Origin of the sequence: Arthrobacter sp. 18067, from assembly GCF_902706295.1 — a bacterium.
In the GTDB taxonomy this organism is placed as follows: domain Bacteria; phylum Actinomycetota; class Actinomycetes; order Actinomycetales; family Micrococcaceae; genus Arthrobacter.
Genome location: NZ_CACSJJ010000002.1, coordinates 191,169 through 203,848, shown reverse-complemented (window position 1 = coordinate 203,848; position 12,680 = coordinate 191,169). Strand labels below are relative to the sequence as shown.

Sequence of the window (12,680 nt, the reverse complement as noted above, 5' to 3'; positions counted from 1 at the left end):
GTTCCTGGCGAGGGCTACACAGTCCGCTGCACAGAATAGACCTTGCGGCGTAGCCAGAAGCGTCTACCACCGCCAACGTAGAGCACGCTGCGTTCGAGCTCCCACTTGCCATACTCGGAATGTTCGGCGAGCCGGCGGCGGGCATCAGGCAGCGAATCGTCAGGTCCTACCGTCAGGACGAGGTACTCGTACTGACGTGCATAGTCTCGTTGGCGCTCCACGGAGCTACCCGGAAATTGTTCTCTCATCCCTCTCCATTTTCGTCCTTTTCCGGCTAACGTGAAGTCATGAGCATCGATCCGCGTGTCGCGCTTCAATCATTGACCGCCGCCCTTGAAGAACATTTGGCCGCCGCATCCGCCCGGCGCGGTGAGGGCGACCCCAACGTCGAGGCCGCGTTTTTCGCCGTCGCCGATGCCTTCGAAGTTTATGAGGACGCCCTCTACGAGGCGTATTCCGAGGTTACTCCGCTCCAGGTCTTCGACGACGAGGAGGAAGACGACGAGGAGATCTCCGACGAAGACCTCGAGATCGTCGAGGACTGAATATCCGACGAACCGGCCGCCCTCGGGTGGCCGGTTTTTTTGTGCCGTTTCGCACATCTCCGTGGTGGTTCCGGCCCGTGTTTCCGCGGTTTTTCGTCGTCCAGGCACGTAGTGCCGGCAACGCCAGCTAGGTACTTGCACGTAGGGGGTATGGGTAATCCTGCGCAAAGTTGAGTATCGACTACTGGTGCGCCTCCGGTCGGCCGCAGCTTCACTGATAGGTAGGCAACGGCAGGTCTCCAAAGAAGGCTGACATGGTAAAAGTTCCAGTCTTGCGTATAGGCAAGGTAGCGGCACACAAAGGTGCGGCCCATGCCCCCGCGGGGTCAGCCTTCCCGGTTCAACCCGTCGCCGCCGACGTCAATCCGCCTGCGTCTCCCTGGATTGGCAAGTCCGCTGCTGCACAGCGGACTGAAAAGGCGGGACTGGCGGCGCTGAGGTCGGATGTCACCCTGGACCTCGTGCTGCCGCCAGTCACCCACCGCCGCCCGCGGGTAAAGGCTCCCCATAAGGACCGCTTGACGTGGACACGCTTCCTGACCAACAGCCTTCGCCTGGCTGACACGGGCCTGGTGGCCGGCGCCGTCTTTGCCGGACTTCTGGTGAACACAAACGGAATGGCACTTGCTGCCGGCAGTCCTGCCCAGCCACGACACCTGGTCCTGGGATTGATCCTTGGGGTCGTGTGGCTGGCAGCCTTGGAGGTTTACAGGACCCGCGATCCCAAAGTCCTCGGCGTCGGCCCCGAAGAGTACAAGCGCGTACTCTCGGCCAGTTTCCGGGTCTTCGGATTCCTCGGCATCGTAGCGGTGGTTTTCCGTTTGGAGGCTGTCAGCTCCTTCGTCCTCATTTCCTTGCCCCTGGGCCTGATAGCACTGACGGGCAGCAGGTGGGGTTTCCGCCGGTGGCTAAGCCATGAGAAGTCACGTGGACGTTGCCTTTCCCGCGCGATCGTAGTGGGTGAGCCCCAGGACGTCAGGTACGTCATCAAGCAGATCAACCGGAAGTCCGGTGCTGCCTACGACATCCTGGGAGCCTGCCTCCCGGGTGCACGCCGCGGCACTGTCCTTGCGGTTGACCACCTGCGCGTCCCTGTCTTGTCTTCGATCTACGGTGTTGCCAACACTGTCCGGCAGACCGGCGCCAACGCGGTGATCGTGGCCGGTCCGGTTCCCGGTGGAAACCAATTCATCCAGGAGCTCGGGTGGCGGCTGGAGGAGAACGCTGCTGAATTGGTCCTGGCAGCGACCCTGACCAACGTGGCCGGTCCGCGCATCCATTGGCGGCCGGTTGAAGGCCTGCCACTGATGCATGTGGATATTCCGCACTACACCGGGGGCAAGCACACGCTTAAGCGGCTCATGGACATCACGGTATCGGCAACAGCTTTGCTGGTTCTGGCGCCGGTGCTGCTCATTCTGGCCGCGATCGTCCGCACGGACAGCCCCGGGCCTTTCCTGTTCAGGCAGGAACGGATCGGAAAGCAAGGGACCACCTTCCAGATGCTGAAGTTCCGTTCCATGGTGGTTGACGCTGAAGCCCATCTGGAGGCACTGAGCAACCAGGACGAGGGCGCGGGCGTCCTTTTCAAGATCCGGGGCGACCCACGCGTTACCCGCTGCGGTAGGTGGATGCGGAAGTACTCCCTGGATGAACTGCCGCAGTTCTGGAACGTCCTGATGGGGAACATGAGCCTGGTGGGGCCCAGGCCGCCGTTGTCGCGGGAGGTCAGCGGCTACGAGCGCCACACCCACCGCCGGCTGCTGATCAAGCCGGGGATCACCGGGTTATGGCAAATCAACGGACGCTCTGACCTTCCGTGGGATGAGGCAGTCCGGCTGGATCTCTACTACGTGGAGAACTGGTCAATAGCGGGGGACTTAATGATCATGTGGCGGACATTCCGGGCCATGACCCGGCCGTCCGGCGCCTACTAGTGAAAGTCACGCACTACCTGACAAGAACCGCGCTATCACACAGAAGTCGAGTCGGAAATGAGCATACGAACTATTCCATCAGGACAACTGAACGGCCACGCCCTGCGGCCCAAGCTTCGCATCGCTGTGGTCGGGGCAGGGTACTGGGGTCCTAATCTCGCAAGGAATTTGAAGGCCAGCCCCGACTGGGATCTGGTGGCCATTTGCGACCTTGACGTCGAACGTGGCCTCCGGCTCGCCGAGACGGTTGGCGGCGTCGCCGTCGTCGAGTCGCTGGACGAACTGCTGGACACCTACAACCTGGACGCAGTCGCTGTGGCGACGCCGGCACACACCCATCACGGCGTCGTGATGACAGCGCTGCGCGCAGGGAAACACGTGCTGGTGGAAAAGCCTCTCGCAGACAGCCGGGCCAAGGGCCTGGAAATGGTGGAGGAGGCCAAAGCCAGGGGACTGGTCCTGATGGCGGACCACACCTACTGCTTTACCCCCGCTGTCCTGAAGATCCAGGAACTCGTGGCCAGCGGTGCGCTGGGCGACATCCTGTACGTCGACTCCGTCCGCATCAACCTGGGACTCGTACAACCGGACGTCAATGTCTTCTGGGACCTGGCTCCCCACGACCTGTCCATCCTGGACTTCGTCCTGCCCGGCGGGTTGCACCCCACCGAGATCGCTGCGCACGGGGCGGATCCGCTGGGTACCGGCAGGGACTGCGTGGGACATTTGACCTTCGGCCTGCCCAACGACGCCATGGTGCACATCCATGTGAACTGGCTCAGCCCCACCAAGATCAGGCAAATGATCATCGGAGGGTCAAAGAGGACCCTCGTCTGGGACGACCTCAATCCGCAGCAACGCCTCAGCGTCTACGACCGTGGAGTCAGCCTGGAACACCAGCCGCGGTCGGCCGCGGACAAGCGGACCTCGGCCATCTCCTATCGCCTGGGCGACACGTGGTCCCCGGCGCTGCAAGAACGCGAGCCCCTGGGCCAGGTAGTGGCCGAGCTCGCTTCGTCCATCCGGAACCACACCATGCCGCGGACCAGCGGTGAATCCGGGCTGCGGGTTCTTTCTGTCCTTGAAGCAGTCACCCAAAGCCTGAGCACCGACGGGCAGTCCACCGTGGTGGCCGGCAATGAGGTCAATCTCCAGGTTGTCCGGTGAAAGAGCTGCTGGGGGCCAACGTCCTGGTCACAGGCGGCGCCGGAACCATCGGGTCCACCCTTGTTGACCAGCTGCTCGACGCCGGTGCGGCGCACGTTGACGTCCTGGACAACCTCGTGCGGGGACGCCTGGCGAACCTTGACGGCGCGTTGGCCAGCGAACGCGTTCAGTTGGTGCAGGGGGACCTGCGGGACCGCGACCTGGTCCACGGGCTCACCAGCGGCAAGGACCTGGTGTTCCACCAGGCAGCCATCCGCATCACCCAGTGCGCCGAGGAACCTCGGCTTGCACTCGAAGTGCTTGTCGACGGTACATTCAACGTTTTGGAGGCCGCCGCTGAACACAAAGTGGACAAGCTCATTACGGCCTCCAGTGCCTCCGTCTATGGCATGGCGGAGGACTTTCCCACCAGGGAACGCCACCATCACCACAACAACGACACCTTCTACGGTGCGGCGAAATCGTTCAACGAAGGCATGGCCAGGAGCTTCCGGGCGATGTCCGGCCTGAACTACGTAGCCCTCCGGTACTTCAACGTTTACGGGCCGAGGATGGATGTACATGGCCTGTACACGGAGGTGTTGGTCCGCTGGATGGAAAGGATCGTTGACGGCCTCCCGCCCGTAATTTTCGGCAGTGGCCAGCAAACCATGGATTTCATCCATACGGCCGATGTGGCGCGGGCCAACGTCCTCGCAGCAGTCAGCGACGTCCGCGAAGGGGTCTACAACGTGGCCAGCGGCACCGAAACCAGCTTGGCCGAACTTGCACATGCGTTACTGGCCGTGATGGATTCCCCGCTGCACCTTGACCATGGGCCGGAAAGGGCAGTCAATGGCGTGGCCCGCCGGTTGGCTGACATTTCGGCCGCACGGGAGCACCTCGGATTCGAGGCTGCTGTCGGTTTGGAGGATGGACTGCGTTCGCTGGTGTCCTGGTGGCAGCCGCTCCGTGAGGAGATTGCCGCTGCACGGACTGTCAACGGACCTGCTGCGCCGGTAGTTGGTGCCCGATGACAACATCCGAGACCCGCTTGGCACGCATCGACGTCATGAAGCCGTGGCTCGGCGAGGAGGAAGCCCAGGCCGTGGCCGAGGTGATTGCCTCAGGATGGGTCGCCCAAGGTCCCAAAGTCCGGCAGTTCGAAGATGCCTTCGCCTTGGAGCAGCAGGCAGCCTTCGCTGTGGCAACCTCCAGTTGCACCACGGCCTTGCACCTGGCGCTGGCCGTCCTGGATGTTGGCCCGGGCGATGACGTGGTGGTCCCTTCGTTCTCCTTCATTGCCACAGCAAACGCAGCGACGTATGTGGGAGCGCGTCCGGTGTTTGCCGACATCGACCCCCTCACCGGATGCCTGACAGCCCAAACAGTGGAGGCCGCCCTGACGCCAGCCACCAAAGTGGTCATTGCCGTTGACCAAGGAGGGGTGCCCGTTGATCTCGACCCCATCCGCGCACTGTGCGACCCCCTTGGCATCACAGTGGTGGAAGATGCCGCCTGTGCCATCGGTTCCCGCTACCACGGCCGCCCTGTTGGGTCAGGCGCAGAAGTGGCCGCATGGTCATTCCATCCCCGCAAAATACTCACCACAGGAGAGGGCGGAATGCTTTCCACCTCGCGGAAGGACGTGGCTGACAGGTCACGACGCCTCCGTGAACACGCCATGAACGTCTCCGCCGCTGACCGCCATGCCAGCGTCCTGGCACCCGCTGAGGAGTACCTCGAGGTCGGGTTCAACTACCGCATGACCGACATGCAGGCCGCCGTCGGGATCGTTCAACTGGGCCGGCTCCGGGCGGCCGTACAGCGCCGCCGGGAGCTCGCAGCAACCTACGCGAACGCGTTCGCGGGCATTGAAGGCCTCCGGCTGGCCAGCGACCCGGACTATGGCATCAGCAACTTCCAGTCCTGCTGGCTTGAAGTCGGTCCAAGGTTCCCGGTGGGCCGTGACGGGTTGATGTCTGTCCTGGCCGAGGACGGCATCTCGGCGCGACGCGGCATCATGGCCGCGCACCGCCAACCGGCCTATGCGGACAAGGACACCGGCAACGCCGCCCTGGACGCTACTGAATGGCTGACGGACCACACGCTCATCCTGCCCCTGTACCACCAGCTCGCATTGCATGACCAGGTCCGCGTCATCGATTCAGTGCTTCGGGCCGCGGGACGATTGACATGAGTGAACTTCTCCTCATCGCAGCAAGCGGTTTGGCCAGGGAAGTCCTGGCCATGGTCCGCAGCAGCGGGCCGTTTGACGTCATTGGAATCCTCGACGACGACGAAGACAAGCTCGGGCGGGTGGTGGACGGCGCCCATGTGCTTGGACCCATCCGGGACGCCCTGAAGTTTCCCCATGCGCTGCTGCTGGTCTGCATCGGGTCCGGGGCAGGCCGTGAGAGCGTGGTGATGAGGCTCCGGACCCTCGGGCTGGACGAAGAGCGTTATGCCACGGCTGTTGATCCTTCCGTGCAGGTGCCCGAGGGCTGCATGATCGGCAGGGGCAGCATCCTCCTGGCGCATGTGAGCATGACCGCGTCCGTGACCATCGGCAACCACGTAGTTGCCATGCCGGGAGTCACGTTCACCCACGACGACGAGATCAGCGATTTTGCGACCTTCGCCTCGGGTGTGTCACTCGGCGGGAACGTCCACATCGGCCGGGCCGCCTACATCGGCATGAACGCCAGCGTCCGCGAGCGCACCTCCGTCGGTGCGAATGCAACCATTGGCATGGGTGCGGCTGTCCTGACCGATGTTCCTGATGACGAGACCTGGGCAGGCGTTCCGGCACGTGTGATCAGGCGGGGCAATTCTCCCGCGTTGGAGGGCATCCAATGAAACTGATGCGGCCGGTCGCTTTGCGGCACTCAACGAGCATTTCGGTGGTGGTTCCGTGCTACAACTACGGGCGGTATCTGCCTGACGCTGTGGCCAGCGCCTTGACGCAGGAGGGGGTGGACGTTGAGGTCATCGTGGTCGATGACGCCTCCACCGACGGCAGCGCCGCCGTAGCCTGGCGCCTGGCATCGGAGGATCCGCGCATCACCGTGGTTCTCCACGAGAAGAACCAAGGGCACATTGCTACGTACAACGACGGACTCTCCAGGGCGCGCGGCCGCTACGTTACTCTCCTCTCCGCCGATGACCTGATCGCTCCGGGCGCCTTGGTCCGGGCCGCAGCGCTGATGGAGGCGAACCCTGGGGTGGGAATGGTCTACGGCCTGCCCAAGGATTTCACCGATCAGCCACCGTCCCTTTCGACACATGACCACACCACCTGGAGTGTGTGGGAGGGCCGGCAGTGGATTTCCCTGGCGTGCGCCCGCGGAAGAAACTTCATTCTTTCCCCGGAGGTGGTCATGCGGACCGACGCGGTGCTCAGTGTCGGCGCCTACAGCACAACGTTGCCGCACTCCGGGGACCTCGAGTACTGGTTGCGGGCGGCAGGCTCATGGGATGTGGGGCGGATCAATGGACCAGTCCAGGCGTTCTACCGGGTCCATGGTGCCAACATGCATCAAACCGAGTTTGCGGCGGCCGCGGTTGACCTCAAGCACCGGCTCGATGCCTTCCGCGTCCTGGAGGATCCCAGGTTTCCGATGAACCCCAAGAGCCGTGCACGGCAGTTGCAGCGGGCAAAGTGTGCACTGAGCAGGGAAGCGGCGCAACTTGGATTCAGGGAAATCAACAGGGGCGGGTCAGTGGAGGCCGCCGTTGAGCTGCGGAAGTTCATCGAGTGCCTTCACGAGGTTCCCGGCAACATCCATAGGGCCAACGCGTTGCAAGCCAGGATCACCCGTGGCGCCCGCGGCTGGAAACCAGGGGTTGGAAGGCAGGCCGCCGAGTTTGCGCGGGGCCAATTGGACCGGGTCCGTTGGCGTATCTGGGCCATGACAGGAATCTCGTGACTGCGGTAGGCGGTCAGGACCGCACTCTGGGCAACCGGGCCGCGAGCGCCACGCTGTGGGGCGGGGTCAACATGGCCTTGGGCAGGATCGTCCAGTTTGCCACCACCATCATCGTGGCCCGCATGATCGCTCCGGAACACTTCGGGGCGCTTGCGGTAGCTATTGTGGTCCAAACAATCGCCACGAACATGGCCGAGCTTGGAGCCACTGCCGCGCTTGCCCGGGGCAACGGCGACCCGGACAAAATCGCGCCAACGGTGTTCTCCATAGCACTGGTGACCAGTGGCATCATGACAGCGGCCGCTGTTGCCCTTGCCCCTGCCCTGGCGGCGGCATTTGATGACCCGGCCGCGACTCCCGTGATCCAGGTCCTGTCGATCACCATCCTCCTGCAGGGCATTGGCGCGGTGCCTTCCACCATGGTGTGGCGGGAGTTCCTGCAAAAGCCGCGTGTCGTCGTCGACCTCTGCAGCCTGATGACCGTGTTGGTTCTTGTGGTTCCGATGGCTTTGGACGGTTGGGGTGCCATGGCGCTTGCCTGGTCCAGGGTGGGTGGCCAGCTTGTTGCCATGGCCGGGTATTGGATCATCACGCCGAAAAGGTACGTGCCGGGCTTTGACCGTTCAGTGGCTGTGGAGATACTGCGCCTGGGCATGCCACTTGCCATGGCCAACCTTGTGGTGTTCGTGACGCTGAATGTGGACTATCTCTTGATTGGGCGGATGCTGGATCCGACGGCGCTGGGCCTGTACCTGCTGGCGTTCAACCTGGCGGGGCTGCCAAGTTCAGTGATCACGGCTGTTATTCGCGCCACCGCGGTGCCAACGTTCGGCAGGCTCTTCGCAGAGGGGACGCTCGGGCCCCTGGCCTCCAAGTTTGTCACGGGCGTTTCCTACTGCGCCTTTCCGATCTCGGCAATGGTGATCGCACTGGCCCATCCGCTGATCGTGACTGCCTACGGTGGGGCGTGGGCGCCGGCGGGCATTGCACTTGCAACGCTTGGAGTATTCGGCGCCACCAGGATCCTCGTGGAACTCTTTGCTGACCTGAGCGTTGGGGCCGGCCGTACCGTGTGGCTCTTTTGGGTCCAGGTAGCCTGGCTTTCCGCCCTGACGCCGGCCCTTTTCCTTGGCATCACGTGGTGGGGAATTGCCGGGGCGGGGATCGCCCATGCCACAGTGGCCTGCCTGGTGGTCATTCCCCTGTACGTACACTCCCTCACTTCCGTACTGCAGACCACTGCCTGGCAGCTCCTTCGTGGAAGCATCCCGCCCCTGGCGGCTGCCGCAGTGGCTGGGACCGCTGCGTGGCTGGCCACCCAGGGGATGGACAATCCGGCCATCGCCCTGGCCGCAGGCACGCTGGTGGGCTCGAGTTTGTACGTACTCCTGACGTTCCGCCAGGGCAAGCAGCTGGTGACGGACGTTCGTGGTTTGCTTCAGGCCAAAGCGGGCGTGTCCGCACCATCACACGCCAGCAGTCCGGGAAGCGCGGGCACGCCGTGAAACCTCCGACATTGGATACAGCGCGCCTCCTCGCGAAAAGGCTTCGCAGGGATGGCTGGCGGCCCGTGGCACGTACCGTGGCGGCCAAGGTTTCAGACGCCGCTGTGGATGCCTGGCATCTGGCCGAACCGGGCCTTCCCTTGAGGGAGGAAGACATTGTGGACCCAGGGTCCCTTGTGGAGCAATCTCGTGTACCTGTGCAGTCATCGGTGGGACCTGTGCAGTCATCGGTGGGACCTGCCAGGACCGGCAGCCTCTCGGTTGGCTGGGTCTGCACACCCCCGGCCCCCGGCTCCGGGGGGCACACCACCTTCTTCCGAATGGTGGAGGAGATGGAAGAACGCGGCCACCACTGCACCCTTTACCTCTACGACGCCAACGATGACGACACCAGCCGTCACGAACAGACCATCCGAAGCCACTGGCCGGCGCTGCGTGCCGGGGTTCGCAGCGCCACAAATGGGATGGAAGGGGTGGACGCCATTGTTGCCAGTTCCTGGCCCACGGCACACGTTACCGCGGGAAGGGCACCCGGCGGCGTCCACCTCTTCTATTTCATCCAGGACTACGAGCCATACTTCTATCCACGCGGATTCCTTTACGCGCTGGCAGAAGACAGTTACCGCCTTGGACTGACCAACGTGGCACTCGGCGGGATGATTGGCGAGGTCATGCAGGCAGAACTTGGCGAACCCCCTCAAGCTGTGGTTCCTTTCGGCTGCGACACGGGCACGTACCGACTACTCAAGCCATCACCAGGCAACATCCGTGCCGGAGTGGTCTACTACGCCAAAAGGAAGATCGACCGGCGGGGCTATCTCCTGGCCAGGCTGGCTTTGGAACGCTTCCATGCACTGCACCCCGAACAGGAGATCCACATCTACGGGGACACCGTCACTGGGTGGGATATTCCGGTGACGAACCACGGCAACCTCACGCCGACCGAATTGAACAGCCTATATAACCGCACCATTGCCGGCCTGGCTATTTCCTTCACCAACGTCTCCCTGGTCCCCGGGGAACTCCTCGCTGCAGGAAACGTGCCAGTCCTGAACCATTCCGCCTTTGCCTCAGGACTGCTCAGGGATCCCGACGCTGTGTGGGCACCTGCCACCCCGGCTGGGTTGGCAGCTGCGCTCGCAGAAGTTGTCAGCGCTCCCGGTATCGAAGAACGTGCCCAAGCCATTGCGGGCAGGACGCGGCTGGATTGGTCCAGCACCCGTGAAGAATTTGCCCGTCTCCTGGAAAATGCATGCGCGTCCATGTCTCACCTTCCGCCCCTGGATTCACTGCGCGGAGGCCGAACATGAAGCGGATGAAGAAACTCCTCATCTTCCCGCCAGCCAGGGAAATACAAACAGGAGATCTTGAGGACACCTCGGGGAGCGCCAATCATGTGGGCCTCCTGCTGAAATTCGCAGCATTCGGCGTCTTCTTCTTCCCCTCCAACATGGTGGTGAAGCCAATAGGCGCAGTGGGCACGGTTCCCATCATGCTGGCACTCCTGCTTCTGGTATTTTGGCTCTGCTCGGCCCTCTTCGGGCTGCACAATCCGCTGAAGAGCAGCCATCCAGGACGGCTCGGGCTCGGAATGCTATGGGTAGGAACGTGCGCGTCCTATGTGGCGCTGTTCTCGGGCTTCACCGGCAACACCAACGTGTCCGCCCAGGCTGCGGCCGACCGATGGCTGATCCTGATCCTCGCATGCGGGGGGATAGTCCTGGTTGCCACTGAGGCAGTCCGCACGCTCAACGACGCCATGTCACTGGTGCGGGCAATCCTTGCCGGTGCCTTCTTTTGCTGCCTCGTTGCCTTGGTCCAATTCCTTTTCCGTGTCAACCCGATGCTGTGGGTCCAGGAGGCAATGCCTGGATTCACGGATAACGGCGGAAACACGGCTTTCCAGGTTCGCGGCCTGATGACGCGCGTTGCAGGCAGCACTTTCCACTCCATTGAACTGGCGGTAGTCTGCGCCATGTTGCTGCCGTTGTCGATCTGGCGGGCAATCTACGACAGGACCGGCCACAAATGGCTGCACTGGACGGGTACGGGCCTGCTGGTTGTCGCCATCGCCTCAACCGTTTCGAGGTCCGGCGTCCTGGGCCTGTTCCTGGGGATGGTGGTGTTCATCCCGTTCCTGCCCCGCTCAGCGCGGCGATGGGCCGTGGTGGCAGCCCCGGCAGCAATGGCGGCACTGTTTGTGGCAATCCCAGGGCTTGTGGGAACACTGACGTCCTCTTTCACCGCCGGGGACAGCGACCCCTCGCTCACAACGCGCACAAACAACTACCCACGCGTGGCCGAGATGTTCGGGGAACTGCCCTTCCTGGGGCTCGGTCCTGGGAACTACCTGCCGGACAACGCCCTCCATATCCTGGACAACCAATACCTCAACTCCCTGGTCACCCTCGGCCTGGTGGGCTTCATCGGCATGGTGGCCTATCTCGTCCTGCCGGCCATGTCATCGTTCATCGCAGCGCGCGCTTCCCGGATCCCGCCCCTCCGCTGCCTTGCAGGAGCAGTGGCAGCCGCCGGTGCGGTGGCCGCCGGATGCTCGCTGACGTTCGATTCGATGGCTTTTCCCGTGTTTGCCCTGATGTATCCCTTCATTGTTGGCCTCGGAGGAGGCGCATGGATCATGATCCGCCGTGAAATCGAGCTAAGGGAAACCAAGGCTCCCGACAAGAACAACAGCGGCCCGCCCCTGTACGGACTCAACCGCAAACCTTCCACACCGAATGTCGAGGCGATCACATGGACCCGGTAGCAGTCATCAAGACTTTGTGGCACCACAAGTTCATAGTGCTGCCTGTCCTGCTGGTGACGGCGCTCGCAGCCGTCTACGTGTACTCGTTTGCCCCGCGATCGTATGAGGCGAAGGCAACGTATGCGATCGTCAACCCAAAGATCCCTACTGCTGCTGAGTTGGAGAAGAACCCCGAGCTGAACTCCCTCAATTCAGACAACCCGTACCTTCGATCAGCGGATTCATCACTGATTGCCCAAGTAGTGGGCACGCGGCTGAACGACGATACAACCGGGGACGCCCTCCTTCGGGACGGACTGAGCACGGACTTCACGGTCCAGCGCCCGCCCGCCTCGTTCCTGATCGAAATTTCGGCGGCTTCAGAGAGCAAGGACAAGGCTGTTGCCACGGTCAAGGCCCTGGGCACCAGGCTGGAGGCGGATCTTCTGGCCATCCAGTCGATCAATGGAGCCAATGAGCGGTTCCTGTACACCTCGCTGATGGTTGCCGCTCCCGACAACGCCACAGAGCAATTTTCCAGCCGTCTCCGCTCGCTGATCGTTGTACTCGTGGCCGGGATCGTGCTCACCTTCGGGGCAGTGTCCATAGCCAGGGGCCTGGAGTCGTCACGCTCGCGGGCCCGCTCTGCCACGCCGGCAGGGGAGCGGCACAAGAGGTCGCGCCGCCGTCAGGACCAAAAGGACGAGGACCCCAACGGCCGGCCCACTCTTCCGGGCCTCGAAGAGCTCACAGTCCAAGACGTCCTGAAACCCGCCCCGGCAGATCAATTCTTCGCGGCCAACGGACCCTTGAGTGAATCCCTGCGATCCCACAGCAACGGGAAGTCGCCCATAAAGGAAACATCCGCCTGA

At 62.9% G+C, this 12,680-nt stretch carries 12 protein-coding genes; 11 read left to right on the top strand and 1 reads right to left on the bottom strand.

The annotated features are described in order from the left end of the window. Positions 1 to 14 precede the first annotated feature (14 nt). A complete protein-coding gene (locus GVL04_RS03435; RefSeq protein ID WP_159699602.1) occupies positions 15 to 248 on the bottom strand; it encodes a DUF5703 family protein in 234 nt (77 codons plus the stop codon). 39 nt (positions 249 to 287) lie between these two features. On the opposite strand from GVL04_RS03435, the gene GVL04_RS03430 reads away from it, so the two are divergent. From GVL04_RS03430 to GVL04_RS03380, 11 genes are all read left to right on the top strand, one after another. After that, on the top strand, positions 288 to 545 hold the full coding sequence (locus GVL04_RS03430) for a hypothetical protein (protein ID WP_159699599.1): 258 nt from the start codon (positions 288 to 290) through the stop codon (positions 543 to 545). A gap of 254 nt (positions 546 to 799) precedes the next feature. Next, positions 800 to 2,482: a sugar transferase gene (locus GVL04_RS03425; protein WP_159699596.1), complete on the top strand. Its 1,683-nt coding sequence runs from the start codon at positions 800 to 802 to the stop codon at positions 2,480 to 2,482. 57 nt (positions 2,483 to 2,539) lie between these two features. Next, complete coding sequence (locus tag GVL04_RS03420) at positions 2,540 to 3,649, top strand: Gfo/Idh/MocA family protein (RefSeq protein WP_159699593.1); 1,110 nt, start codon at positions 2,540 to 2,542, stop codon at positions 3,647 to 3,649. Further along, complete coding sequence (locus tag GVL04_RS03415) at positions 3,646 to 4,665, top strand: NAD-dependent epimerase/dehydratase family protein (RefSeq protein ID WP_159699590.1); 1,020 nt, start codon at positions 3,646 to 3,648, stop codon at positions 4,663 to 4,665. Before GVL04_RS03420 ends, GVL04_RS03415 begins: the two co-directional genes overlap by 4 nt. Next, positions 4,662 to 5,828, top strand: a complete 1,167-nt coding sequence (locus GVL04_RS03410) for a DegT/DnrJ/EryC1/StrS aminotransferase family protein (protein ID WP_159699587.1) — start codon at positions 4,662 to 4,664, stop codon at positions 5,826 to 5,828. The genes GVL04_RS03415 and GVL04_RS03410 overlap by 4 nt, the downstream gene beginning before the upstream one ends. Beyond that, positions 5,825 to 6,487 carry an acetyltransferase gene (locus tag GVL04_RS03405; RefSeq protein WP_159699584.1) on the top strand — a complete coding sequence of 221 codons (663 nt, stop codon included), beginning with the start codon at positions 5,825 to 5,827 and terminating at the stop codon, positions 6,485 to 6,487. Before GVL04_RS03410 ends, GVL04_RS03405 begins: the two co-directional genes overlap by 4 nt. Next, the gene (locus GVL04_RS03400; protein WP_159699581.1) at positions 6,484 to 7,557 is read left to right on the top strand and encodes a glycosyltransferase family 2 protein; all 1,074 of its coding nucleotides are present in this window, start codon (positions 6,484 to 6,486) and stop codon (positions 7,555 to 7,557) included. Before GVL04_RS03405 ends, GVL04_RS03400 begins: the two co-directional genes overlap by 4 nt. Beyond that, on the top strand, positions 7,554 to 9,062 hold the full coding sequence (locus GVL04_RS03395) for an oligosaccharide flippase family protein (protein ID WP_159699579.1): 1,509 nt from the start codon (positions 7,554 to 7,556) through the stop codon (positions 9,060 to 9,062). The genes GVL04_RS03400 and GVL04_RS03395 overlap by 4 nt, the downstream gene beginning before the upstream one ends. Positions 9,063 to 9,127: 65 nt before the next feature. Next, positions 9,128 to 10,372, top strand: coding sequence for a glycosyltransferase family 1 protein (locus GVL04_RS03390; RefSeq protein ID WP_235036140.1), 1,245 nt, complete (start codon positions 9,128 to 9,130; stop codon positions 10,370 to 10,372). Next, a complete protein-coding gene (locus GVL04_RS03385; RefSeq protein ID WP_159699576.1) occupies positions 10,369 to 11,829 on the top strand; it encodes an O-antigen ligase in 1,461 nt (486 codons plus the stop codon). The genes GVL04_RS03390 and GVL04_RS03385 overlap by 4 nt, the downstream gene beginning before the upstream one ends. Next, on the top strand, positions 11,817 to 12,680 hold the full coding sequence (locus GVL04_RS03380; protein WP_159699573.1) for a chain-length determining protein: 864 nt from the start codon (positions 11,817 to 11,819) through the stop codon (positions 12,678 to 12,680). The genes GVL04_RS03385 and GVL04_RS03380 overlap by 13 nt, the downstream gene beginning before the upstream one ends.

What these genes read in the sequence shown, in the direction of transcription:
- GVL04_RS03385 (WP_159699576.1), top strand. Translation starts at nt 10,369, where the DNA reads ATGAAGCGGATGAAGAAACTCCTCATCTTCCCGCCAGCCAGGGAAATA.
- GVL04_RS03425 (WP_159699596.1), top strand. Translation starts at nt 800, where the DNA reads ATGGTAAAAGTTCCAGTCTTGCGTATAGGCAAGGTAGCGGCACACAAA.
- GVL04_RS03400 (WP_159699581.1), top strand. Translation starts at nt 6,484, where the DNA reads ATGAAACTGATGCGGCCGGTCGCTTTGCGGCACTCAACGAGCATTTCG.
- GVL04_RS03380 (WP_159699573.1), top strand. Translation starts at nt 11,817, where the DNA reads ATGGACCCGGTAGCAGTCATCAAGACTTTGTGGCACCACAAGTTCATA.
- GVL04_RS03430 (WP_159699599.1), top strand. Translation starts at nt 288, where the DNA reads ATGAGCATCGATCCGCGTGTCGCGCTTCAATCATTGACCGCCGCCCTT.
- GVL04_RS03405 (WP_159699584.1), top strand. Translation starts at nt 5,825, where the DNA reads ATGAGTGAACTTCTCCTCATCGCAGCAAGCGGTTTGGCCAGGGAAGTC.
- GVL04_RS03435 (WP_159699602.1), bottom strand. Translation starts at nt 248, where the DNA reads ATGAGAGAACAATTTCCGGGTAGCTCCGTGGAGCGCCAACGAGACTAT.
- GVL04_RS03410 (WP_159699587.1), top strand. Translation starts at nt 4,662, where the DNA reads ATGACAACATCCGAGACCCGCTTGGCACGCATCGACGTCATGAAGCCG.
- GVL04_RS03420 (WP_159699593.1), top strand. Translation starts at nt 2,540, where the DNA reads ATGAGCATACGAACTATTCCATCAGGACAACTGAACGGCCACGCCCTG.